This window comes from Meridianimaribacter sp. CL38, from assembly GCF_004328055.1.
Lineage (GTDB): Bacteria > Bacteroidota > Bacteroidia > Flavobacteriales > Flavobacteriaceae > Gaetbulibacter_B > Gaetbulibacter_B jejuensis.
On sequence record NZ_QKWS01000004.1, the window covers coordinates 67267 to 91205 of the forward strand.

22 protein-coding genes are annotated in these 23939 nt (G+C 34.3%); 14 read left to right on the forward strand and 8 right to left on the reverse strand.

Annotated elements, in window-relative coordinates; genetic code table 11:
- The first annotated feature begins 107 nt into the window (after positions 1-107).
- The 3 genes from DMZ43_RS10525 (at position 108) to DMZ43_RS10535 (ending at position 3155) form a co-directional block, all read left to right on the forward strand.
- Complete coding sequence (locus DMZ43_RS10525; protein ID WP_131508110.1) at positions 108-848, forward strand: lipopolysaccharide assembly protein LapB; 741 nt, start codon at positions 108-110, stop codon at positions 846-848.
- A gap of 135 nt (positions 849-983) precedes the next feature.
- Complete coding sequence (gene murC, locus DMZ43_RS10530) at positions 984-2339, forward strand: UDP-N-acetylmuramate--L-alanine ligase (RefSeq protein WP_131508112.1); 1356 nt, start codon at positions 984-986, stop codon at positions 2337-2339.
- A gap of 159 nt (positions 2340-2498) precedes the next feature.
- On the forward strand, positions 2499-3155 hold the full coding sequence (locus tag DMZ43_RS10535) for a hypothetical protein (RefSeq protein WP_131508114.1): 657 nt from the start codon (positions 2499-2501) through the stop codon (positions 3153-3155).
- Between the two features lie 8 nt (positions 3156-3163).
- Here DMZ43_RS10535 and DMZ43_RS10540 read toward each other — a convergent pair whose 3' ends face one another.
- Both DMZ43_RS10540 and DMZ43_RS10545 read right to left on the reverse strand, forming a co-directional pair.
- Positions 3164-3751, reverse strand: coding sequence for an FMN-binding negative transcriptional regulator (locus DMZ43_RS10540; RefSeq protein WP_131508116.1), 588 nt, complete (start codon positions 3749-3751; stop codon positions 3164-3166).
- Entirely contained in the window at positions 3751-4200 is a 450-nt protein-coding gene (locus DMZ43_RS10545) for a DUF1569 domain-containing protein (RefSeq protein WP_131508119.1), read from the reverse strand. Before DMZ43_RS10545 ends, DMZ43_RS10540 begins: the two co-directional genes overlap by 1 nt.
- Before the next feature lie 69 nt (positions 4201-4269).
- Here DMZ43_RS10545 and radC point away from each other — a divergent pair, with 69 nt between their 5' ends.
- Genes radC through DMZ43_RS10565 form a run of 4 tightly spaced genes read left to right on the forward strand, consistent with a single transcriptional unit; the run spans position 4270 to position 7855 of the window.
- A complete protein-coding gene (radC, locus tag DMZ43_RS10550; RefSeq protein WP_131508121.1) occupies positions 4270-4968 on the forward strand; it encodes a DNA repair protein RadC in 699 nt (232 codons plus the stop codon).
- Complete coding sequence (locus DMZ43_RS10555) at positions 4969-6270, forward strand: polysaccharide deacetylase family protein (protein ID WP_131508123.1); 1302 nt, start codon at positions 4969-4971, stop codon at positions 6268-6270. It abuts the gene before it with no gap.
- On the forward strand, positions 6260-6946 hold the full coding sequence (locus tag DMZ43_RS10560; protein WP_131508125.1) for a YjjG family noncanonical pyrimidine nucleotidase: 687 nt from the start codon (positions 6260-6262) through the stop codon (positions 6944-6946). The genes DMZ43_RS10555 and DMZ43_RS10560 overlap by 11 nt, the downstream gene beginning before the upstream one ends.
- A gap of 36 nt (positions 6947-6982) precedes the next feature.
- Positions 6983-7855, forward strand: coding sequence for a hypothetical protein (locus DMZ43_RS10565; RefSeq protein WP_131508127.1), 873 nt, complete (start codon positions 6983-6985; stop codon positions 7853-7855).
- Here the strand turns inward: DMZ43_RS10565 and DMZ43_RS10570 are convergent.
- On the reverse strand, positions 7852-9132 hold the full coding sequence (locus DMZ43_RS10570) for a replication-associated recombination protein A (protein WP_131508129.1): 1281 nt from the start codon (positions 9130-9132) through the stop codon (positions 7852-7854). The genes DMZ43_RS10565 and DMZ43_RS10570 overlap by 4 nt on opposite strands.
- Before the next feature lie 88 nt (positions 9133-9220).
- Here DMZ43_RS10570 and DMZ43_RS10575 point away from each other — a divergent pair, with 88 nt between their 5' ends.
- Entirely contained in the window at positions 9221-9979 is a 759-nt protein-coding gene (locus DMZ43_RS10575) for a rhomboid family intramembrane serine protease (protein WP_131508131.1), read from the forward strand.
- On the opposite strand, the gene rlmB is transcribed toward DMZ43_RS10575, so the two are convergent.
- The 5 genes from rlmB to DMZ43_RS10600 form a co-directional block, all read right to left on the reverse strand.
- Positions 9976-10710 (reverse strand): 23S rRNA (guanosine(2251)-2'-O)-methyltransferase RlmB, encoded by a 735-nt coding sequence (rlmB, locus tag DMZ43_RS10580; protein ID WP_131508133.1) that lies wholly within the window; start codon positions 10708-10710, stop codon positions 9976-9978. The genes DMZ43_RS10575 and rlmB overlap by 4 nt on opposite strands.
- 60 nt (positions 10711-10770) lie before the next feature.
- Entirely contained in the window at positions 10771-12411 is a 1641-nt protein-coding gene (locus DMZ43_RS10585) for an aryl-sulfate sulfotransferase (RefSeq protein WP_131508135.1), read from the reverse strand.
- 174 nt (positions 12412-12585) lie between these two features.
- Positions 12586-14007 (reverse strand): SusD/RagB family nutrient-binding outer membrane lipoprotein, encoded by a 1422-nt coding sequence (locus DMZ43_RS10590; protein ID WP_131508137.1) that lies wholly within the window; start codon positions 14005-14007, stop codon positions 12586-12588.
- Between the two features lie 12 nt (positions 14008-14019).
- Positions 14020-17277 carry a SusC/RagA family TonB-linked outer membrane protein gene (locus DMZ43_RS10595; protein ID WP_131508139.1) on the reverse strand — a complete coding sequence of 1086 codons (3258 nt, stop codon included), beginning with the start codon at positions 17275-17277 and terminating at the stop codon, positions 14020-14022.
- A gap of 100 nt (positions 17278-17377) precedes the next feature.
- The gene (locus DMZ43_RS10600; protein ID WP_131508141.1) at positions 17378-19066 is read right to left on the reverse strand and encodes a POTRA domain-containing protein; all 1689 of its coding nucleotides are present in this window, start codon (positions 19064-19066) and stop codon (positions 17378-17380) included.
- A 171-nt stretch (positions 19067-19237) separates the two neighbouring features.
- Between DMZ43_RS10600 and rpsL the strand changes: the two genes are divergently transcribed.
- From rpsL to rplD, 6 genes are all read left to right on the forward strand, one after another.
- The gene (gene rpsL / locus DMZ43_RS10605; RefSeq protein WP_019386263.1) at positions 19238-19612 is read left to right on the forward strand and encodes a 30S ribosomal protein S12; all 375 of its coding nucleotides are present in this window, start codon (positions 19238-19240) and stop codon (positions 19610-19612) included.
- Positions 19613-19635: 23 nt separating this feature from the next.
- Complete coding sequence (gene rpsG, locus DMZ43_RS10610; RefSeq protein ID WP_131508143.1) at positions 19636-20112, forward strand: 30S ribosomal protein S7; 477 nt, start codon at positions 19636-19638, stop codon at positions 20110-20112.
- Between the two features lie 5 nt (positions 20113-20117).
- Complete coding sequence (gene fusA, locus DMZ43_RS10615; RefSeq protein WP_131508145.1) at positions 20118-22244, forward strand: elongation factor G; 2127 nt, start codon at positions 20118-20120, stop codon at positions 22242-22244.
- A gap of 12 nt (positions 22245-22256) precedes the next feature.
- Entirely contained in the window at positions 22257-22562 is a 306-nt protein-coding gene (gene rpsJ / locus DMZ43_RS10620) for a 30S ribosomal protein S10 (protein ID WP_007650482.1), read from the forward strand.
- Positions 22563-22689: 127 nt separating this feature from the next.
- Positions 22690-23307 (forward strand): 50S ribosomal protein L3, encoded by a 618-nt coding sequence (gene rplC, locus DMZ43_RS10625; RefSeq protein WP_129761442.1) that lies wholly within the window; start codon positions 22690-22692, stop codon positions 23305-23307.
- On the forward strand, positions 23307-23936 hold the full coding sequence (rplD, locus tag DMZ43_RS10630) for a 50S ribosomal protein L4 (protein WP_131508147.1): 630 nt from the start codon (positions 23307-23309) through the stop codon (positions 23934-23936). Before rplC ends, rplD begins: the two co-directional genes overlap by 1 nt.
- Positions 23937-23939: the final 3 nt, after the last annotated feature.

Sequence of the window (23939 nt, forward strand, 5' to 3'; positions counted from 1 at the left end):
TTGAGTTAAAGTAGCCATTTTTTAAGAGACTAAGAAACCGAATTAGGTTATAAAAACAATAACATTTGAATTTGAAAGTTTAGATTTGTAGTAGTAATTAAAGACGTATGAAATTATTTTTTGCTTTTCTTTTATTTCCATTGATACTGATTGGACAGTCAAAAACTGTAGAGCAGATTCATACGCTTTTAGACAATAATCAACTTGAACAAGCAAAAACCTTAGCGCTTAAATATCATAAAGAAAATCCAAACAATCTCGAAGCTATTGAAGTTTTGGGTGATGTTTATGGCCACCAAAAAGATTGGGACAACGCTATAGAGAACTATGAAAAATTGGTTGAAGCTAAACCCAATGTGGCTAATTACCATTACAAGTATGGAGGCGCTCTTGGTATGAAAGCCAAATCGGTTAGTAAGTTTAGAGCGTTAGGTTTAATTGGAGATGTTGAAGACGCATTTTTAACAGCAGCAAATTTAGACGCTAACCACATTGACACTCGTTGGGCTTTGGTGCATTATTATCTTGAAGTTCCAGGAATTATAGGTGGAAGCTCAAAAAAAGCGATGAAGTATGCCAAGGAACTCTTTGCCATTTCTCCAGTTGATGGATATTTGGCAATGGGTCATGTGCATGAAGACGAAAAAGAATATGGACCAGCTGAAAGCAATTATAAAAATGCAGTGAGAGTAGGAGGTTCTATTAAGTGCTACACGCATTTAATTGATTTGTATGAAAAGCGAGAAAATTATGAGTTGGCAATAAAAACTATTGACGAAGCCTATGCGAGTCTTAAAGATGAAAGTTTATTAACTCGTAAAGCTAAACTTGAAAGCAAGCGACCTTAACCCAAGCTTGAAAAATATAGAAAAACTTGTGACTTCAAACTTCGGTCTTCCAGCATCAATTAGTATATTTACTTTTTAATTTAATCCTGTACTAACAGGAATTTCTCGAAGTAACATTTCGAATTATTTTTTACTATGAACGTACATTTTATAGCTATAGGTGGTGCAGCTATGCACAATTTGGCCATTGCATTACATAACAAAGGTTATCAAGTAACAGGAAGCGACGATACTATTTTTGACCCTTCAAAATCTAGATTAGAAAATAAAGGTTTGTTACCAGAAGCTTTTGGTTGGTTTCCTGAAAAAATAACAGCAGATTTAGATGCAGTCGTTTTAGGGATGCATGCTAAAGCTGATAATCCGGAGTTGCTTAAAGCGCAAGAATTGGGCTTAAAAATTTATAGCTATCCAGAGTTTTTGTACGAACAGTCAAAAGAAAAAACACGTGTTGTTATTGGTGGAAGTCATGGTAAAACCACTATTACGTCTATGATTTTACACGTGATGCATTATCACGATCGTGATGTCGACTATATGGTTGGTGCGCAACTTGAAGGGTTTGATGTTATGGTAAAACTCACAGATGACAACGATTTTATCGTGTTAGAAGGTGATGAATATTTAAGTTCACCAATAGACAGACGACCAAAGTTTCACTTGTACAAACCTAACATTGCCTTGTTAAGTGGTATTGCTTGGGATCATATTAATGTATTTCCAACCTATGAAAACTATGTAGAGCAATTCAGCATTTTTGTTGATAGTATTGTTCGCGGTGGAAGTGTGACATATAATGCTGAAGATGCTGAAGTTGCTAGAGTAGTAGAAGCTAGTGAAAATACCATACGTAAGCTACCATATTACACACCAGAATATACGGTTGAAGATGGCGAAACCCTATTAGAAACTCCAGAAGGTCCTTTACCTATTGAAGTATTTGGTAAGCATAATTTAAATAATCTTGCAGGAGCTAAATGGATTTGCCAACACATGGGAATTGACGAAGACGATTTTTATGAAGCTATTGCAACCTTTAAAGGCGCTAGTAAACGTTTGGAGAAAATAGCTGAAAGCGCAACCAGTGTTGCTTACAAAGATTTTGCGCACTCACCAAGTAAGGTAGAAGCCACAACAAAAGCGGTTAAAGAGCAGTATAAAAACAGAACGCTAGTTGCGTGTTTAGAACTGCATACCTATTCTAGTTTAAATGCTGAATTTTTAAAAGAATACAAAGGTGCTTTAGATGCTGCTGATGTTGCAGTGGTATTTTATAGTCCGCATGCTGTGGAAATTAAAAAGCTAGATGCAGTAACGCACGAGCAAATTGCCAAAGCGTTTGAGCGTGATGACTTAATTATTTATACCAATCCTGACGATTTTAAAAACTACTTATTCTCTCAAGATTTTAAAGACAAAGCCTTGTTGTTAATGAGTTCTGGGAATTATGGCGGATTGGATTTTGATGCCATTAAAGGATTGATTGGGTAGTTTGTCATTCCGTACTGCGATGCGGAATCTTCTTTGTTTCTTTGGGTTTTACATCAAATAACATAATAATCCCAAACCCTTTTCGTTTAGGAGTATATCAACCAACAATACTTTTTTATAAAATAGAACTACGTTATTAATCGACTAATTTTTTCAAAAATGAAACGTAGTATTTTCTTTCTAGCTTTTTTAACATTGATTTTCTCTTGCAATTCAGGTGATAGTTCACAACCTCAGTCTGAAAGCGAAAACAATTTTTACGCCTTAACTGTAGGTAATTTATGGGAGTATAGATGGTATGGCATCGATAATGAGGGGAATGAAAACCCAATGGATTTACATGAAACAATTTCAATTGTAGGAATGGAGGAAATCAATGACAATTTATATTATAAATTCAGTCGAACAATAACTGGGAATTTTAATGGAAATTATGGTTTTGTGCCAGAAAACGGAGAGCATTTTGAATATTATAGAGATTCCTTAGGGTATTTAGTTAATAGTGAAGGAGGAATTAAATTTTCTAACAATATTAATGACTCTTTTATAATATATCCTTCTTATGAAGAGAATTCGGGAATAGTAAATAGTATTGCAGAAACTCAAGCTGAAATCGTTATGTATGATACCGAAGCAGGTACTTTTGATTGCCTTGAGTTAATAGTATCTTTTGTAAGGGATGATGGCTTTATTTATCCTGCTAAAAATCGCGTTTATTATTCTGATGGAATTGGGTTGGTTAAAGATGATCATGTTTTTCTTTCAGCAGAAACTGCTGGTTACTACAGGAAATTACAAAGTTATTCTTTTCAGTAACTGAGAAATCAAAATATATTATCCAAAAAAGTTTTAATGCTATTCTGGTTTTGTTTAATCAGTTCATCTTTAGCTAATTCAAAATCTTTTTTATTTCGGTTTTGGGAGAGTTTAAACTTGCCTTCCCAAGCGTTAATTGTGATTTTAAAACCCTTTACATAAGGCAGGTATGCATCCATTTTTGGGTTGTCAGGTTCTAGTACATACGCATTATCAGGTTCAAGAAACTCGGTCATTGCAATCATGCTTTGCTTTATGGCTTCAGGATTATCAATTTCGGCAACCGTTCCTTTAAGATGTACTTTTACATAATTCCATGTTGGGAGTTGTTCAGTACTGTAAATACTTGGTGATATGTAACATTCTGGTCCAGAAAAAATAACCGTTACAGCTTGGTTGTTCTTAAGTAGTTCGGCTTGCGGATTAAACATATCCAAATGACCAATAAGGGATTCGTCTTTGTAAATTAATGGTAAATGTGTTATCAAAGGTTCATTGTTTTTTGCCGAAATAAGTGTCGCCAAAGGATACTGTTGCATCACAGCAATCATGTGAGCTTTATTGTCATCCTGATGTATTTTTGGAGGATAGGTCATTACACACCAAATTGTTTTAAATGATGGTCAAGATGCTTATACTGCATTTGCCCCCATTGTTCTGAATTAAACTTACCAAACATAGGATGTTCAGGCCACTGGGTTTGTGTTTTTTTAGCGTGAAACTTATCAATTTCAGTGAGCAACTTCGATTTTTCAGGAGCAAATTCAGTATCAGTCGTAACCACAAATTCTTTAGCTGTTGGTAATCCTTGTTTCCAAGGTTTATCATTGTATAATGAGGATTTAAACATTGAAAACAACGCGCGTTTAAAGGCATTTGGTCTTTCAAGTTTTAACTCGCCTACAGCAACCTGTAACGGAAACTGGCAGTGTGTTAACATTTGAGAGACATTCATTTTTCCCCATTGTGGTTTGTGAGTTGGTGATAGTTGTTCTAAACGAGATTTTATTTCTGTAACTGCGTCTTCTGAAAACAATGATTTCATAGTAAATTTTTTAAAAGGTTGAATGGATAAAAAATTGCTTCTGAAAGTTACAATATTTATCTTTATGCTATGCAGGAGAAACCCACTTCATTTTCTATAAAGCATTGGAGTCAAGACGACCAACCTAGAGAAAAGCTTCGCGATAAAGGTAAAGCAACGTTAAGCGATGCCGAATTAGTAGCTATATTGATAGGTTCAGGAAATAAAGAAGAAAGTGCTGTAGAGTTGTCTAAACGTATTTTGGCAAGCGTTGGCAATAACTTAAACGAACTTGGAAAACTATCACTCAAACAATTGATGGATTTTAAAGGTATTGGTGAAGCTAAAGCCATTACTATTGCAGCTGCTATGGAATTGGGACGACGACGTAGAGGAGAAGAAGCGCTAGAAAGAAAGAAGATTACCTCAAGTATTTCGGTATTTGAATTGATGCAACCTGTTATTGGCGAGTTGCCACATGAGGAATTTTGGATTGTATATTTAAACAATTCTAATAAAGTAATTCAAAAGCAACAATTAAGTAAAGGAGGCATTACAGGAACTCTAGTAGATGTACGTTTAGTGATGAAAAATGCATTAGAGCTTGGTGCTACAGGACTTATTTTAGCGCACAATCATCCATCAGGAACATTAAAACCTAGTGAAGCCGACAAGCAACTTACCCAAAAAATGAAATATGCAGGAGAGAGTTTGGATATAAAAGTGCTAGACCACTTAATTATTACCGAAAAAGCATACTTTAGCTTTGCAGATGAAAATATCTTATAAGTGCTATTAGTTTTCACCCATAAAATAACACCAAGGTTAAGCTATGCTTTTAAGCATATATGCACAAGAATTTTAGGTGTTCCAGTAAGTTTTACCACAACAATTGAAGAGTTTATAGCTCATGAAAGCTTAAAGATTTCGTATGCTAAACAACCGTTGAGTAATGAGATTTTTATAAGAAGTCATGAGTTGTTGTTTGAACAAGGACTCAACGATGTAGAAATACACGTGCACGATTGGGACACTACTAAAGCATTTTTTAATACTTCAGAAAAAAGTAGTTTGCCTTATGATATTTTTGCAGCTACTTTTTACCTGTTAAGTCGCTATGAAGAATATTTGCCACATGTAAAAGATGAGTACGGACGCTTTTTAGCAAAAGAAAGTTTAGCCTTTAAAAACGGATTTTTACACCAACCTGTAATTGATATTTGGGCATATAAATTTAAAAGTGTGTTGCAAGCTCAATTTCCAGATTTTGAATTTCCAAAGAAGTCGTATTCCATTCAGCCAGTTATTGATGTCCCAATGGCATACTACTTTAGGCAAAAAGGATTGCTACGAACCATTGGCGGAACTTTAGGCGATTTGTTTAGGTTTAAATTCAGGCAGTTTTACCAACGCTATTTAGTGCTTTTTGGATTTCAAAGAGACCCTTATGATACGTTTAAATGGATTATCACTAAGCAAAAACAAACCAAGTTTAAGTTTGTCGTCTTTTTCTTGATAGGCGATTATTCAACCTATGACAAGAATATTAATGTTAATAGAAAGCAGTTTGTGTCGTTGATAAAATCGGTATCTGATTATTGCAAAGTAGGACTCAAAGCCTCTTATTTTGCATTGGAAGATATTGAAGTGTTGAAAAAGGAAAAGAAAAAAATGGAATCTATTGTCAATTATGGTTTAGAGGCTTCAAGACATTCGTTTTCTAAATTGAACTTACCAGAATCTTATAGAAACCTTATTGAGCTTGAGGTAAAACAGGATTTCACAATGGGTTATATTAACGAACTAGGTTTTAGAGCAGGAACTTGTACAGCTTTTCAGTTTTACGATTTAGACTACGAAGTGCAAACACCTTTGCAAATCAATGCATTTCATTGTATAGATTATGCGTTGCTAAAAAGGCAGTCTTTTTTAGATAAAAAGCAAGAACTAGAACGTTTAATACAACAGGTGAAGCAAGTAAATGGAACCTTTACACCTGTATTTCATAATTATACCTTTGGCGATGATGTACGTTGGAAAGGATTTAGAGATTTATTTGGTGTAATTTTAGATTCAGTAGATGATGAATAGTATACGACATGTGTTTTTTGACCTAGACCATACACTTTGGGACTTTGATAAAAACTCAGCATTGACTTTTGAAAAAATTTTTAAAATACACAATGTTGAGGTTGAAATTGACCGTTTTTTAAAAGTGTATGAGCCTATTAATTTAAGCTATTGGAAGCTTTACCGTGAAGAACGAATAGATAAGGAAAACCTAAGGTATAAAAGACTAAAGGATAGTTTTGATAGTATTGAACATAGTATTAAAGATGAAGTTATCAATAAACTATCAGTGGATTATATTGAATACTTAACTTCTTTCAACCACTTGTTTCATGATACTTTAGATATTTTAAACTATTTGAAAACAAGGTATAAATTACATATTATCACTAACGGATTTCAAGAAGCTCAAGAAAAAAAGATGAAAGCATCTAATATTCTTCATTATTTTGAAACTGTTACAAACTCTGAAATGGTAGGTGTAAAAAAACCAAACCCATTAATTTTCAATTTTGCTTTGGATCAAGCTAAGGCAAAACCAAATGAAAGTATTATGATAGGAGATAACTACGAAGCCGATATTCTTGGTGCTTTAGATGTTGGGTTAGAAGCTATTTTATATAACATCCACAAACTAAAACCAGAGGCAAACATTAAAGAAGTTGATACATTATTACAATTAAAAAACTATCTTTAACTATTGTATATAAATATTAAAAACCATTACGTAAGAATGAAATTTTACAAATCTATATTATTGTTGTTGGCAATAGTGTGTTTGCCATCACAACTTTTTTCTCAAGAATCTATTAATAGCTATAAGTATGTAATTATACCTTCAGAATATAGTTTCTTAAAAGAGAAAGATCAATACCAATTAAACTCGCTTACCAAGTTTTTGTTTAATAAATACGGTTATACAGCATTTTTTTATGAAGACCAATTTCCTGATGATTTACAGTCTAACAGGTGTTTAGCAATGTATGCTGATGTGTCAAATGAAAAAGGACTTTTTAAGACTAAGATTAAGATAGACTTAAAAGACTGTAATGGAAGAATTGTATATGAATCTAAAGTTGGTGAAACTAGAGAAAAAGAGTTTGATAAAGCTTACAATTTAGCATTAAGAGATGCTTTTGAAACGTATCAACACCTTGATTATAAGTATGAGCCTAACACTAAAATTACATCAGTTTCAACTCAAACACAATCTGCTGATGTTGTTGCTGTTGAGGAAGTACAGCAGTCAAAAGCTGAAATTGCACGTTTGCAAAAAGAAATTGATGATTTAAAAGAAGCCAAAGAAAAGGCGGCAAAAGAACCAAAAGTTAAAGTGCAACCAGTAGTTGAAGCTGTTAAACACACTGAACCTACAATTTCAGAACTTACTGAAGTTGATGCACTATATGCACAACCAATAGCTAATGGGTTTCAGGTTGTTGATATGAAACCTAGTGTTGTTATGGTGCTTTTAGAAACCAAAAAGCAAAATGTATTTATTGTAAAAGACCAAAATGCAATTGTGTATAAAGAAGATGGGTTTTGGTATTATTCAAGCAATGATGGAAAAACGGTTTCAATTAAAACATTAAATATTAAGTTTTAATAATCGTATTTGTCTTTCCAACGCGATTTTAAAAATTCACGTTGCGCATTTTCTCTACTATTGTTACCTGGTTGATACAAAGTAGTATTTTTTATCTCTTCAGGTAAAAACTCATGAGCTGCAAAATTATTTTCGTAGTTGTGAGCATATTGGTAATTATCTCCATAACCTAACTCTTTCATAAGTTTAGTAGGTGCGTTTCTTATAGATAATGGTACTGATAGGTCTCCAGTTTGTTTTACCAATTGTTGCGCATCGTTGATAGCTTGATATGCAGCATTACTTTTAGGAGAAGAGGCTAAATAAGTAGCACATTGGCTTAAGATAATTCGAGATTCCGGATTTCCTATTACTGAAACCGCTTGAAATGTATTGTTGGCGATTACCAAAGCAGTTGGGTTTGCGTTTCCAATATCTTCACTAGCAAGAATAAGTAATCGTCGCGCAATAAATTTTACATCTTCGCCACCTTCAATCATACGCGCTAACCAGTATACAGCTGCATTTGGGTCGCTACCTCTAATAGATTTTATAAAAGCCGAAATAATGTCGTAATGTTGCTCACCAGTTTTGTCATATCTGGCAGTATTGTTTTGTACTTTTTGTTGCACTAAATCATTAGTGATAATTAGCTTTTTATCTGCATCAAAGGCATTTACAATCAGTTCAAAAATATTAAGTAGTTTTCGAGCGTCACCACCAGAAAGGTGTATTAAAGCTTCAGTTTCTTTAAGCTCTATATTGCGTTTTAAGAGTTGTTCATCTTCAGTAATTGCACGATTTAAAAGAGCTTCTAAATCGTCTTTACTAAACGAGTTTAACACATACACTTGGCAGCGAGATAAGAGAGCAGGTATTACTTCAAAGCTTGGGTTTTCAGTAGTTGCTCCTACAAGCGTAACCCAACCTTTTTCAACCGCTTGCAATAATGAATCTTGCTGCGATTTACTAAACCTATGAATCTCATCAATAAACAAAATAGGGTTTTTGGTAGTAAATAAACCACCACTTTGCTTTGCTTTATCAATAACCTCTCTAATGTCTTTAACACCAGAATTTATAGCACTTAGCGTGTAAAACGGTCTGTCAGATTCATTAGCAATAATGTTAGCAAGTGTAGTTTTTCCTATTCCTGGAGGTCCCCAAAATATCATGGAAGGGATTATACCTTGCTTTATTTGCAGTGAAAGCGCTCCGTTTTTTCCAACTAAATGCGTTTGACTAAGGTAGTCTTTTAAGTGTTTTGGTCGTAGACGTTCTGCTAAAGGTTCATTCATAAAGTAAAATTACAAAATTGTAGGTGACAATATTTCATAAAACCTATAAATGGTCAATATTTTGAATATAAAATTTTAAATTTAGTCTATGAGCAATCATCAACAGTTTAAGTATTCTACAGGAGTGATAGCATATCCTATCTTTTTTGTTATGTTGCTATGGCTTGTGTTTTGGATGCAAGTGCGCTTTTTTCCTAGTATAAAAAGCTTAGGTGTATATCCATTAACATTAAAAGGACTAAAAGGAATTGTACTAAGTCCCTTTATTCATTCAGATATTGAACACTTATACAATAATTCCATTCCGTTGTTTGTGCTTTCAATGGCTTTGTTTTATTTCTACCGAAAAATTTCTTGGAAAGTGATTTTGTACGGTATTTTACTGTCAGGATTAATCACTTGGTGTATTGGTAGACCAGCAAACCACATTGGAGCCAGTGGTTTAATTTATGTGCTTGTAAGTTTTATATTTTTTAAAGGCGTTTTTGCAAGACATTTTAGGCTTGTAGCATTATCACTACTAATCATATTTTTATACGGAAGTATGATATGGTATGTATTTCCTGTTGAAAAAGGCATTTCTTGGGAAGGTCACTTAGCAGGATTAATTACTGGTTTTGTATTTGCTTTAATCTTTAGAAAAGCTATTGCTAAACCTGAAAAGTATGTTTGGCAGCAACCAGAGTATAACGAAGAAGATGATCCTTTTTTAAGGCATTTTGATGAAAATGGTAATTTTATTGAACATATAGAACCTGAGATTGAACCTGAAACAAATGTAGATTCAGAGCAAAGGTCAATAAAGGTTGTGTATGACTTTAGGAAGAAAGAAGAAGGCGACGATTAAAGACGTTGCCTAACAGCTTCATATAAAAAAGCACCACAAGCTACTGAAACATTTAAAGATTCAATTTCTCCAAGAATAGGAAGTTTTGCTTTTTCATCAGCTACTTTCAATACCGAAGGGTTGATGCCTTTACCTTCTGATCCCATGATGATAGCACAAGGTTCGTTAAACGAAACATCATAAATCGTATTATCAGTTTTTTCTGTGGCTGCAATAACTTTAATTCCTGATGCTTGCATATGAAAAACCGCATCTTTTATATGGTCAACTTTACAAATTGGGATTTTAAAAATAGCTCCAGCACTTGTTTTTACAGTGTCTCCATTTACAGGAGCTCCGCCTTTTTTCTGGATAATAATTCCTGAAACACCAGTACATTCAGCAGTTCTAATAATGGCACCAAAATTTCTAACATCGCTAAGTTGGTCTAACAATAAGAATAATGGCGTTTTACCAGATTCTATAACATTTAGTACCAAGTCTTCAATATCATAAAATGAAATTGGAGCTATTTGAGCTACAGCTCCTTGATGGTTCTTTTTGCTTAATCGGTTTAATTTCTCAATAGGAACATAAGACGCGTTCAATCGTTCTTGTCTTATAAGTTGTTCCAATTCTGTAAATAAATCTCCTTTTAAACCTTTTTGAAGAAATATTTTATCAATATTCTCACCAGATTTAATAGCTTCTATAATAGCTCTTATGCCGAAAATTGTGGTCTCTTTTTCCATTGGGTCAAAGGTATAAAAAACCAACCTTTAAAAGTAAAAGAGTTAATGGTATTTGATGAATTATTGCTTTATGACTTTTTTTGTAGTTAGCTTACCATTATCTGTAATATTTAAAAAGTATACTCCAGACTTTAAGTTGTTCAAATCAATACCATTGGTGTTTTTGTTTTGAGCTACTCTCATACCCATAACGTTATATACTTCAATACTGTCAATAGTACCTTGGGTTTTAATATTGATTCTGTTTGTTGTTGGGTTAGGATATACGCTAACAGAGTTTTGTTCAACATCAGATAAGCTAAGAGCTTCACATCCTGATAAATTAGGGTTCAATTCTATAGGATCTCCAGGTGTTAAATCTCTTCCTGTAAAGGCAGAATAACTTGGAGAGTATCTGGTGGCTCTAAATACTATATTTGGGTTTTCATTTGGATTATCTCCTTGTGATAAAATTCCATTTGAACTTGAAGGGTTTATGTATTCCCAAACAGTGTTCTCGTTAGAATCTATCTCAAAAAAGTACCCTGAATCTCCATCGCAAATTAAAATGTTTCCGTTAGGAAGCATTTGAGCTCCAGATAAAATTCTTGAAAAGAATTCCGTTTCATTATTAGGGTCAGTATATGTGTAATCAGTAGAAGTAGGACCAAATGCTACATTTTGAGAATATGAATAAACACCAGGACTAGTAGTTGGTGGAGTAATTATAAATACTTCAGAAAAACTAGGAACTCTACCAAATCCATTATTGAATAATATTAATTTTCCAGCATATGGTAATCCCTGAGGAATCCAATGTGGGTAATGCTGACCAAAAAGTTTTCTGTCGCTTTCAGTACCATGGTCGTAAGCCTGTGGGTTTCCCCATCGGTAAAGAAAATCACCACCTTTTCCATAAACTCCTCCTGTACTAGAGGCTGCTTGAGCTGTGGTTGTTGAGTGATCTATGATGTAAATTTCATTCATATGTCTAGACGATAATACAATTTGGTCTAAATTCTTATTATACTGAATAGAGTTTATGTGTAGCCAGTTTTCGTTTCCGCTTAAACCACCTAGATAGTTAATGTCAAGTTTATTTGGGTTTTCAGAAATTACTCCGTAATTGTCTTTAGTGCTATCAAAATCTTGAACAAGGTGGTCTTTAATATTCCATTCCCAGACAATAGTAGCTGAGTTTGTTCCAGATGGTTCAATTTCAATAACTTGCTCGTTTAATAACCTTCCGTTATCTAATTTACTTGGGTCTCTACCAGCTTCAATAGCTTCTTCGCTAGTCATTTCAGTAGCGGCTAGAACCAGTATGTTTCCATTATCCATTGGGAAAATATCATGATGCTGTAACATAGTGGTATTAGAATAATCAAAACTCCAAGTTAAATTTCCATCCCAATCAAATTTTTCAATTCTACCACCAGTACCACCAAATTGTATGTGTGTATTACCTACATTACAAGCTCTTAATAAAGAACCGTCTTCTAATAGATATACAGAGTTACCAGGAGGGTACTGACTAGTCCATTGGTTTACTACTTCTCCACAGTTGTTTATTAAATAAGTTTCAGTTTGAGCTGTAAAAAGTGTATATCCACCAAATGAGTCTTCAGTATTTAATATAGTACCAACTGTATTTTGAGCTTTGGTAATGATGGATAATAGAAGACATATCAATAAAATTGAGTAGTGTTTTTTCAATAGCATTTTTCTTTTTTTAACAATTTTCACAAAAATAAGGGTTGAAAAATGATTAAATCTTAAAAAAGCGCACTAAAAACGTTAAAATATGTTAAATTAAGGAGGTGGTTGTTGTAATGAAAAAGCCCGAAAAGTTTAAACTTTTCGGGCTTTTTAGTTGTTTAATATAGTGGTTTACAATTACATTGTATCCCAAAATACTTTAGTGGTTTGATCATCACCACCTATAGCAGCAGAAGCTGCTTCGTAATTAACTTGGTTAAGGTTTTGTTCGTTTACTGGATAAGTATATCGAGTAGGAACAGGTAGCTCAGAAATTGCAGCAATATTTAATGCTGGAGCATCATATTTTCTCCACGCTGTCCAAGCTTCAAAACCTCTATTATACATTGCTAACCACATTTGAGTACCAATTTTTTGTCTCCAGTCACCGGCAGCAGTTGTATAGGCTACATCAGGATTTGCTAAATAACCAGTGATATCCGCTCCCCAATAATCAAAAGAAGCAGTAATAGCTTGGTTGTAGTACATTTCTGCATCAGCAGGAGTTCCTACAATTGAGCGCTCAGCAGCTTCAGCTAAGTAAAAAGAAACTTCAGCATAATCTAATAATACTCCTGGAGTAGTAGGTTCGTGCATTGCAGCTCCTACATGAGTGTAATTAGGAAAACTATTGTTCTCTCCATAAGGACCACCAACATAAACACCTGCTCCTAAGTTTTGATCAAAGTAAACTTCTCTTCTAGGATCGCTTAAGTCATTCATAATATCTACTAAAGTGTTAGCAGCAATAAAGTCAGAACGTCCTGATTGAACTAAATCAACCCAAAGAGGGTTAGTGTTAGGTGTTGCACCTTCATACTGTAATAGTGCATTATCAGCATTTGAAGTAAATACACCAGCGCTTACTGCAGAAGTAATTGTTGACTGAGCTAACCCTGGGTTAACATCAGTTAAACGAATACCAAGCCTTAACTTTAAAGAGTTAGCGAACTTACTCCAAGCGGCAGCATCTCCTCCGTAAATTTTATCTGCAGCAGAAAAACCAGAACCAGAAATATCTGGGATAGCAGCGTTAATTCTTTCAATTAAATTTTCATAAATCACCGTGTCATCATCATATGTTGGTAATGTCACATCGCTTAATGCATCAGTATAAGGAATGTCTCCAAATGTATCCACAAGTTGTTGCCAAGTGTATATCATTAAGATTTCAGCTTGAGCAGTTCTAGCTGATTTTTCAGCGTCTGTCAATTCAGTATCACCAGCAACAATTTCTTTAGTGGTTTTTAAATCTAGTAATACATCTCTATACATTTCAGACCAATGATTTTGAGGAATATTTCTCGTTGTAAAATCATAGTTAGCCTCATCAGTATAGGTGGTTTCTGTCCAATGTTGACCTAAAAGTCTAAATATGTTAGTGTTAACATTTGTGCTAGTCATTTGGTCAAACAAACTTTTTACAGCTGCGTTATAAGTAAACTCAGCAGCTACTTGAGTTGGATTTTTTGGGTCTCTATTGTAATCTTCATATTGGTCATCAGTTTTACAAGACACCAATACTACAAGTGATAGAGCTGTTAAAAATATTTTTTTCATAATTCTTCTTTTTTAAAATTGTAATTTAAGACTTGCTCCTATTTCTCTCATAGTTGGGTAAGAACCAGATTGATATCCTTGGATATTACCAGAACTTAAACCAGCTTCAGGGTCAGCATAAGGAACATCTTTATCAATTATCCATAAATTTCTACCAATAATTGAAACCGAAGCGCTTGTAAAAGGAAGTCTGTCTAAAATTTTAGAATCTAAATTATAAGTTAAACTTGCTTCACGTAGTTTAATAAATCCTGCATCATAAACGTGTTGCTTATTAGCAGCTCTTGCATAACCCCAAGGGTTTGCATAAATATTTGCGTTAGCTCTTACTTCGTTAGGAGAACCGTCTGGAGCAACACCAGGTAGTATTATACCACCACTGTCGGCACCATAATTTCCAGGAGTACCAGTAACAGCATCTCTAATAGGGTTTCCTAATTCGTTGTTTCCAGCTGAGAAATCATATAATCCTGTTGCATACCCATACCATGTATCAAGAGAGAAAACGTCTCCACCTTTTTGCATGTCTATTAAGAAGCTTAAATTGAAGTTTTTGTAAGTGAAGCTGTTGAATAAACCAGCAGTCCATTCAGGGTTGATATCACCAATAACTTCGTTGTTTGTGTCAGATACCATGTAAGTACCAATTCTTGAAGCAGAACCAGTTTGGTTAACAATTGGTTGACCGTTCTCATGGTATACTAAATCTGTACCTCTGATAGTACCGTAAGGTTGTCCAGGAGTAGCGTTAATTGATACACCACCTTGGAAAGAACCAAGTACTAAGTTATCAATACCATCAGCTAAACTTTCAACTAAACTAGTGTTTTTCGCCCAGTTTAAGTTTACATCCCATCTAAAGTCTTCAGTCTTTAAAGGAGTACCATTTAATTGTACTTCCCATCCTTTGTTTGATATAGTACCAGCATTAAGTAAGACAGAAGTATACCCAGTTGAGTTAGATACTGGAACAGCTGTAATTTGATCAACGTTTAATGCATCGTAATAGGTTACGTCAAATCCTAAACGTCTGTCTAAGAACTGCATTTCTAAACCTATTTCCCAGTTTTTTTGCTCTTCTGGTCTAAGGTTTGCGTTATTTAGTGAGCCTTGGTTAGATGCTATACCAGTACCTCCAAATGGAGTTCCAATTCCGTAAGTATTAAATACTCTGTAAGGAATAGTTCCGTTTGAAACAATACCATAGTTAGCACGTAACTTACCAAAGTTTAACCAATCTGCTTTTAAGTAGCGAGTAAAAATCATACTACCTGTTATTGACCAATAATCGTATGTGTTATCAGCTTTTGGTAAGCTTGAGTTACGGTCAATTCTATATGTACCTTCAACAAATGCAAAATCGTCATAACCTAAACCTGCACGCGCATAAATACCGTCTACCATTTGTACAGCTTCGTATTCGTCAGGAGCATTAATTGGGCTTACACTGTTAGATAATGAATAAAGGCCAGCTAAGTTTAAACCTCCATTTGTAGAAGCATAAATACTGCTGTTTTCATTTCTTCTTAAGTTAGCACCTAAGTTACCATCTAAGTCTAATTTATCATTTAGGTCTTTGTTAAAACTTAAGATGAAATCATAGTTGTATTCGGCTACATTATTATTGTATCTGCTATATTTAGAAACATTAGCACTTCCTACGTTTGTTCTTTCTTCTTGAATCTCACTGTAGGTGTCAAATGTAAATCGTCCTAAAATACTCAACCAATCATTAATTTCGTAGTTTAAAGCAACATTACCGAAATATCTGTTACGCTCATCTGTTTGATAGTTTTCGTAGAACGTCCAATAAGGGTTGTCAGAATAAATTGGAGTTAAATCAGTAGCAGAGTTAGTGTTCCAAGTGATATTCTCACGAGTTGCGAAGTAAGCTTGTTGTTGTTCTCTAACATCAACATTTACTTGCCACCATTGTCTAAATTGTTGCATTACGTTGTTAGCGTCATAACCTGTACCATATCTACCTTTACCATTTGTTTTGGTATAGGTCATTGTTGCAGATGCAGTTAATTTATCTGATAACTCATGAGAACCAGAAAAATTAATAGTATTTCTTTTAATATTACTGTTAGGTAAACCACCTTCTTGCAGCATGTTGGTAAACCCTAATCTAAAAGCAGATTTGTCTGTACCTCCATCAATTGATACTGAATTAACAGCTGTTGATGCTGTTTTCCATACATAGTTAGGGTCATTAGCTCCTGCAACCCAAGGAGACGCTTGTTGGTAAGTGTCTAACTGTGGAAAGATTGAATTCCATTGAAAAATCATTAAGTTAGGGTCAAATTCAGCTCCATAAGAAGCATCTTCAGTAAATACTGTAGTAAGGTCATCTATTCCATCTCCATCAATATCTGCTAAACCAAAATAACCAGTAGGGTCATCATAATATGGTCCATAACCAGCTCCATATCTTTTTTGGTATACAGGTAATGTTTCTTTATCAACATTTCCTAAAGTTAAACTTGAGCTTATCGTAATTCCTAAACCTTTCTTTTTAGCGCCTTTTTTGGTTGTAATCATAATCACACCATTTGCAGCTCTAGAACCGTATAGGGCAGATGCAGCAGCACCTTTTAAAACGTTGATAGATTCAATGTCATCAGGGTTAATATCTGATGCGGCATTACCGTAGTCATAACCACCACGACCTGTTATTTGGTCGCTTGAGTTAGTGTTTCCGTTGTCAATAGGAATACCATCAACAACAAACAATGCTTGGTTGTTACCAGCGATAGAACTGTTACCTCTAATAACAACGTTTGTTGATCCACCTAAAGTACCAGAAGATTTAATATCTAAACCAGCAACTTTACCTGATAGTGAATTAACAAAGTTTGAACTTTTAATTTTAGATACAGCATCCCCTTTAACTTCTTGGGTTGCATAACCTAAAGATTTCTTTTCTCTTTCAATACCTAATGCTGTTACTACTACTTCATCAAGTACTGCAGCGTCTTCTAACATAGTTACATTAACTGTGTCAGATGATCCAACTGTAATTTCTTGGGTTTTTAATCCAACATATGTAAAAGTTAACACGTCACCCACATTGGCATTGATGGAGTATTTACCATCAAAGTCAGTTTGAGTCCCGTTTGTAGTTCCTTTTACAATGATATTAACGCCAGGGAGAGGTAAGCCAGATTCGTCTGACACAGTCCCTGAGACTGTTTTTTCTTGTGCAAAAGTTAATTGCACGACAAACGCTAGTAATAGCGTTAGAATTCCACTAAACTTTGTTTTCATATTTAAATTAATTTGAATTAGCCTAAGCCAAAAGTCTTAATAAAAAGTTAATAAAACAATAATATTGTATTAAAATTTTGAAAATAAATTATGGTTTTCCCTAAAAGTTTGCGGATAAGCTAATGTGAAGTTTTGAGTTAGAAAACTTAAACTTTTGATTTTCGGTTTTCCCTACAGAGTAGTTTAACTTAAATAAACCAGAGTTTGTAAGTAGTCCGAAGCCAAACCCAAAACCAAAAAGTTTTTCTTTTATTGAATTGAAATTGTCTTCAAAATATGCAGCGTCAATAACACTGTTTACGTAGAGAGTGTTGTTTAGTTGGTAGCGATATTCTGTATTTAAAACAGTGTATAGGTTTGCTGTAAGACTGTTTTCTTCAAATCCTCTAATTGAATTTATTCCACCAAATCGAAATAATTCGTTTTCTAAGTAGGTGTTAGAGTCTAAATAGGCAAAATTTAACCGTGAATAAAAGCTGTTTTTATCATTTAAATTGAAAATTTTAAAGGTGTTTAACTCTACTTTGGTTTGCCTTTCATCTTCACCTTCAGAATTTCTATTTCCCAAACCTAATGTAATGTCGAAGAGAAAATTTGTAGGAAATAATATGTTGTAGTTTTGTGGCCTTGTGTGGATGTAGTTGGCCGTGTAATAATCTGATTTAAAATCAGTAATGGTTGTAACGTTTGAGTTAAGTAAGTTTTCAGATTTTATGGAATTAATTCCTAATGATACTTGATTGTTTGGATTTAACTGATAAAAAAGCTTCGCCTTTTGTGATACATTAATAAATGAAGAATCTCGTTTAAATATATTTAGATTTAAATCTACGCCTAAAGGAGTTCTAAACATATAAGGAAACGTGGTATTTATGTCAAAAGTTTTTTGCTCGTTTTCATCACTTTTATAAAGTAGTTTTAAAGACTCTCCATAATTTAAGTTGTTTGTAAGGTTTAAATTTAAGTAGCCGTCAAATTCAATTTTATTGGTTTCAGTGTTTGTGCCAAAGCCCAAAAAGCCATCAAAAGTGTTGCTTTTTACTTTTTCGATGTATACATATAATATGGTGGAGTCTTTTGTGAATAAAACCTCAGGGTCTTTAATTTGATTCGCAAACCTCAAATCGTTAATTACTGAAGATTTATTTTTTATGTCTGAAAGATTAAAAGTCTGTCCTTTTTTAATATTAAGGTAATGTCGTAAATAAGACTTCGGAAACTTTTCGTAACCTTTTACAATGATCTTGTCAATAAATCTTTGACTTTTACTTGATAGTACTAAGTTTGCTGATAGTGTAGAAGTGTCTTTTTTAGAAATCTCATCTAACTGTAAAAAAGAAAACGGATCACCTTGATTAGAAATTTCAGTATTTAGAATGTTTAATGACGCTTCTAAATTGCTGATGTTAACTTCAAAATAATCATCAGTTACAGAGTTAGAAATTAAAGATAATAGTTTTTTGTCGATGACACCTTTATAATATATATGTATGTAATCATATTTATTGTTTAAAGAAAATTGAGCAGTGTAGGTTGAGTCATTAGACTTGTTAAAACTCTTGAGTTCACTTTCAATATATCCAATAGTGTTTAACCTAGCTTTTAATGTGTCTACTTCCTGTAATAAACTTTGATAATCATTAAATGTTTTCCTGTATAATAATGAATCAATAACAGCGGTTTCATTTTCATTATCACCAATTGCTGATAAATATAACGACTGCGAAAAAAGGTTTGCTGTAAAAAGCAACCAAATCGCAAATTGTAGCAGCAATTTTTTTTCAGGCATAAATAAAAAGATTACCCAAAGCTAACGGATTTTTATCACTAAAAATATGTTTAGCTAAAAATAAATAGGCAACTTATTTAAAATTAATTGATTTACGTTTGAAAAATTAATATTTATTTCTACCTTTGCAGCCCTTTAAACAAGGGTTTAATAAAAATTATATAGTAATATATGCCAACAATTTCACAATTAGTACGAAAAGGAAGAGCCAAAATAACCAAGAAGAGTAAATCGGCTGCTTTAGATTCGTGTCCACAAAGACGTGGTGTGTGTACTCGTGTTTACACGACAACTCCTAAGAAACCTAACTCAGCAATGCGTAAGGTGGCAAGGGTTCGTTTAACAAACGGAAACGAGGTTAACGCATACATCGGTGGTGAAGGTCACAATTTACAAGAGCACTCGATAGTATTGGTTAGAGGTGGAAGGGTAAAAGATTTACCAGGTGTTAGATATCACATCGTTCGTGGTGCTTTAGACACAGCAGGTGTTTCGGGTAGAACGCAACGTAGATCTAAGTATGGTGCAAAACGCCCTAAGAAGTAATTAAAAAACTTTAAGAAGAAGACATGAGAAAAAGACAAGCGAAAAAAAGACCGCTTTTACCAGATCCACGTTTTAACGATCAGTTAGTAACTCGTTTCGTTAATATGATGATGTGGGACGGTAAAAAGTCAGTAGCTTTTAAAGTATTCTATGATGCAATTGATATTGTAGAATCGAAAAAAACAGATGAAGAAAAAACAGCTTTAGAAACTTGGAAAGATGCATTATCTAACGTTATGCCTCACGTAGAAGTGCGTAGTCGTCGTGTTGGTGGAGCTACATTCCAAATTCCAATGCAAATCCGTCCAGATCGTAAAGTTTCAACAGCAATGAAATGGCTTATAGGTTATGCTCGTAAGAGAAATGAAAAATCTATGTCACAAAAATTAGCTGCTGAAATTTTAGCTGCTGCTAAAGAAGAAGGAGCTGCTGTTAAGAAAAGAGTTGATACTCACAAAATGGCAGAAGCAAACAAAGCATTCTCACACTTTAGATTTTAATTAAAATGGCAAGAGATTTAAAATATACTAGAAACATAGGAATTGCTGCGCATATTGACGCAGGAAAAACAACAACTACAGAGCGTATCCTTTATTACACTGGTGTATCTCACAAAATTGGTGAAGTACATGATGGTGCTGCTACTATGGACTGGATGGAGCAAGAGCAAGAAAGAGGTATTACAATTACTTCTGCTGCTACAACTTGTACTTGGCAGTTTCCATTAGAAAACGCGCAACCAACTCCAGAAACTAAAGGGTATCACTTTAACATTATTGACACTCCAGGTCACGTTGATTTTACGGTTGAGGTAAACCGTTCTTTACGTGTACTTGATGGGTTAGTATTCTTGTTTAGTGCAGTTGATGGTGTTGAGCCACAGTCTGAAACTAACTGGAGACTTGCTGATAACTATAAAGTCCCTCGTATTGGTTTCGTTAACAAAATGGACCGTCAAGGATCTAACTTTATGGCTGTTTGCCAACAGGTTAAAGATATGTTGAAGTCAAACGCTGTGCCAATTGTATTAAACATTGGTGATGAGGCAGACTTTAAAGGTATTGTAGATTTAGTAAAAAACAGAGCTATTGTTTGGCACGAAGAAACTCAAGGAGCAACTTTTGATGTAATTGAGATTCCAGATGATTTAAAAGAAGAAGCTCGTAAATATAGAGCACTTCTTATTGAAGAAGTAGCTACTTACGATGAGAACTTATTAGAAAAATTCATGGAAGATGAAGATTCTATTACAGAAGAAGAAGTGCACGCTGCACTTAGAGCTGCTGTAATGGATATGGCTATCATTCCAATGATTTGTGGTTCTTCGTTTAAAAATAAAGGTGTACAGTTCTTATTAGACGCTGTATGTCGTTACTTACCATCTCCATTAGATAGAGATAATATTGTAGGAACAAATCCAGATACAGGTGCTGATGAAGTACGTAAACCAGATGCAAAAGAACCTTTTTCTGCTTTAGCATTTAAAATCGCTACTGATCCTTTCGTAGGTCGTTTAGCATTCTTTAGAGCATATTCAGGTCGTTTAGATGCAGGTTCTTATATCTTGAACAACCGTTCAGGTAAAAAGGAGCGTATCTCTCGTATTTACCAAATGCACTCTAATAAACAAAATGCTATTGAATATATCGAAGCAGGAGATATTGGAGCAGCAGTAGGGTTTAAAGACATCAAGACTGGTGATACTATGTCTGATGAAAAACACCCAATTGTATTGGAATCTATGGATTTCCCAGATCCAGTAATTGGTATAGCAGTTGAGCCAAAAACTAAAGCTGATGTTGATAAATTAGGTTTAGCATTAGGTAAACTTGCTGAGGAAGATCCTACGTTTACAGTAAGAACTGACGAAGCTTCAGGACAGACTATTATTTCTGGAATGGGTGAGCTTCACTTAGATATTATTGTTGACCGTCTTAAACGTGAGTTTAAGGTAGAGGTTAGCCAAGGTCAGCCACAAGTAGAGTACAAAGAAGCTATCACTCAACGTGCAGAACACAGAGAAGTTTATAAGAAACAATCTGGTGGACGTGGTAAGTTCGCAGATATTGTATTTACTCTTGAGCCAGCTGAAGAAGGTAAGGAAGGTTTAGAATTTATCTCTGAAATTAAAGGTGGTAACGTTCCTAAGGAATTTATCCCTTCAATTGAGAAAGGATTCACAATGGCAATGCAAAACGGTCCTTTAGCAGGATATGAAGTTGATGCTATGAAAGTAACTTTAACTGATGGTTCTTACCACGATGTAGATTCTGATCAGCTATCATTCGAATTAGCTGCTAAATTAGGATTCAAAGCTGCTGCAAAAGCTGCAAAAGCTGTGATTATGGAACCTATGATGAAATTAGAAGTTATCACTCCAGAAGAAAACATGGGTGATATCGTAGGTGACCTTAACCGTCGTAGAGGACAAGTAAGTGATATGGGAGACAGAGCAGGAGCTAAAACAGTAAAAGCTGTTGTGCCTTTATCAGAAATGTTTGGATATGTAACAACATTAAGAACATTGTCTTCAGGACGTGCGACATCAACAATGGAATTTTCACACTATGCTGAAACTCCTTCAAACATTTCAGAAGAAGTAATCAAAGCAGCTAAAGGCGTAGAAGCTTAAAACTAAAAGAAAATGAGTCAGAAAATTAGAATAAAATTAAAGTCTTACGATCACAATTTAGTTGACAAGTCTGCTGATAAGATTGTAAAAACAGTAAAAAGTACTGGAGCTGTTGTAACAGGACCAATTCCGTTACCAACACATAAAAAGATTTTCACTGTGTTACGTTCACCACACGTAAACAAGAAGTCAAGAGAACAATTCCAATTAAGTTCTTACAAGAGATTATTGGATATCTACTCTTCATCTTCAAAGACAATTGATGCTTTAATGAAACTTGAATTACCAAGTGGAGTTGAAGTTGAGATTAAAGTGTAAGTGAACACAAACATGTCCTGAGCTGCGAGCGAGGGAAAAACGGTTAAAAATACAATTCAAGGCTGAAACGTATTTTTCAGCCTTGAATTTTAATAAATAGAATAGTAATAATTAATAATTAATAAATATGTCTGGGTTAATAGGAAAAAAAATCGGTATGACCAGCATCTTTGATGAAAACGGGAAAAACATTCCTTGTACAGTAATTGAAGCAGGTCCATGTATCGTTACCCAAGTCAGAACCGAAGAGGTTGACGGGTACAATGCCCTTCAACTTGGTTTCGATGACAAGACAGATAAAAGTGCTACTAAAGCTGAATTAGGTCATGCTAAGAAAGCTGGTACTTCTGTTAAAACTAAAGTCGTAGAATTCCAAGGATTTGAAGGAGATTACAAATTAGGTGATGCAATTACTGTAGAGCACTTCATTGAAGGTGAGTTTGTAGATATTGCTGGTACATCTAAAGGAAAAGGATTCCAAGGTGTTGTAAAACGTCATGGTTTTGGTGGAGTTGGTCAAGCAACGCATGGTCAGCACAACCGTTTAAGAGCTCCAGGTTCTATTGGTGCAGCTTCTTATCCTGCGAGAGTATTCAAAGGAATGAAGATGGCCGGAAGAATGGGTGGCGAAAAAGTGAAAGTTGAAAATTTAAGAGTATACAAAGTAGTTCCTGAAAAGAACTTACTAGTTGTAAAAGGATGTGTTCCTGGACACAAAAACTCTTATGTAATCATTGAGAAATAATGAAAGTAGCAGTTTTAGATATAAACGGAAAAGACACAGGTAGAAAAGCAGAGCTTTCTAAAGATGTGTTCGCTATTGAGCCTAACAACCATGCTGTTTACTTAGACGTTAAGCAATATCTTGCTAACCAACGTCAAGGAACGCACAAGGCTAAAGAAAGAGCAGAAATTGCAGGAAGTACACGTAAGATTAAAAAACAAAAAGGTACTGGTACTGCAAGAGCAGGTAGTATCAAGTCTGGTGTATTTAAAGGTGGTGGACGTATGTTCGGACCAAGACCAAGAAACTACAGCTTCAAATTAAATAAAAACTTGAAGCGTTTAGCAAGAAAATCTGCTTTAACAATGAAAGCTAATGATAAAGATATCGTTGTTTTGGAAGACTTCAATTTTGATGCTCCAAAGACGAAAAACTTTACAGCAGTACTGAAAGCATTAGACATACAAGACAAAAAATCGTTGTTTGTGTTGGGTGCTTCAAATAATAATGTATATTTGTCATCACGAAATTTTAAAGGGTCTGAAGTTGTAACTAACTCAGAACTAAACACTTATAAAATTTTAAACGCAAATAAATTAGTTCTTTTAGAGAGTTCTCTAGAAGAAATTGAGTCGAATTTAAGTAAATAAGAA

Bases quoted from the DNA above. Each gene is read 5' to 3' on its own strand.
- DMZ43_RS10585 (WP_131508135.1), bottom strand. From the start codon at position 12,411: ATGCTATTGAAAAAACACTACTCAATTTTATTGATATGTCTTCTATTA.
- DMZ43_RS10570 (WP_131508129.1), bottom strand. From the start codon at position 9,132: ATGAATGAACCTTTAGCAGAACGTCTACGACCAAAACACTTAAAAGAC.
- DMZ43_RS10525 (WP_131508110.1), top strand. From the start codon at position 108: ATGAAATTATTTTTTGCTTTTCTTTTATTTCCATTGATACTGATTGGA.
- DMZ43_RS10595 (WP_131508139.1), bottom strand. From the start codon at position 17,277: ATGAAAACAAAGTTTAGTGGAATTCTAACGCTATTACTAGCGTTTGTC.
- DMZ43_RS10545 (WP_131508119.1), bottom strand. From the start codon at position 4,200: ATGAAATCATTGTTTTCAGAAGACGCAGTTACAGAAATAAAATCTCGT.
- DMZ43_RS10575 (WP_131508131.1), top strand. From the start codon at position 9,221: ATGAGCAATCATCAACAGTTTAAGTATTCTACAGGAGTGATAGCATAT.
- rpsL (WP_019386263.1), top strand. From the start codon at position 19,238: ATGCCAACAATTTCACAATTAGTACGAAAAGGAAGAGCCAAAATAACC.
- DMZ43_RS10535 (WP_131508114.1), top strand. From the start codon at position 2,499: ATGAAACGTAGTATTTTCTTTCTAGCTTTTTTAACATTGATTTTCTCT.
- rplC (WP_129761442.1), top strand. From the start codon at position 22,690: ATGTCTGGGTTAATAGGAAAAAAAATCGGTATGACCAGCATCTTTGAT.
- rpsJ (WP_007650482.1), top strand. From the start codon at position 22,257: ATGAGTCAGAAAATTAGAATAAAATTAAAGTCTTACGATCACAATTTA.
- rlmB (WP_131508133.1), bottom strand. From the start codon at position 10,710: ATGGAAAAAGAGACCACAATTTTCGGCATAAGAGCTATTATAGAAGCT.
- rpsG (WP_131508143.1), top strand. From the start codon at position 19,636: ATGAGAAAAAGACAAGCGAAAAAAAGACCGCTTTTACCAGATCCACGT.
- DMZ43_RS10565 (WP_131508127.1), top strand. From the start codon at position 6,983: ATGAAATTTTACAAATCTATATTATTGTTGTTGGCAATAGTGTGTTTG.
- DMZ43_RS10590 (WP_131508137.1), bottom strand. From the start codon at position 14,007: ATGAAAAAAATATTTTTAACAGCTCTATCACTTGTAGTATTGGTGTCT.
- DMZ43_RS10540 (WP_131508116.1), bottom strand. From the start codon at position 3,751: ATGACCTATCCTCCAAAAATACATCAGGATGACAATAAAGCTCACATG.
- fusA (WP_131508145.1), top strand. From the start codon at position 20,118: ATGGCAAGAGATTTAAAATATACTAGAAACATAGGAATTGCTGCGCAT.
- DMZ43_RS10600 (WP_131508141.1), bottom strand. From the start codon at position 19,066: ATGCCTGAAAAAAAATTGCTGCTACAATTTGCGATTTGGTTGCTTTTT.
- DMZ43_RS10560 (WP_131508125.1), top strand. From the start codon at position 6,260: ATGATGAATAGTATACGACATGTGTTTTTTGACCTAGACCATACACTT.
- radC (WP_131508121.1), top strand. From the start codon at position 4,270: ATGCAGGAGAAACCCACTTCATTTTCTATAAAGCATTGGAGTCAAGAC.
- murC (WP_131508112.1), top strand. From the start codon at position 984: ATGAACGTACATTTTATAGCTATAGGTGGTGCAGCTATGCACAATTTG.
- rplD (WP_131508147.1), top strand. From the start codon at position 23,307: ATGAAAGTAGCAGTTTTAGATATAAACGGAAAAGACACAGGTAGAAAA.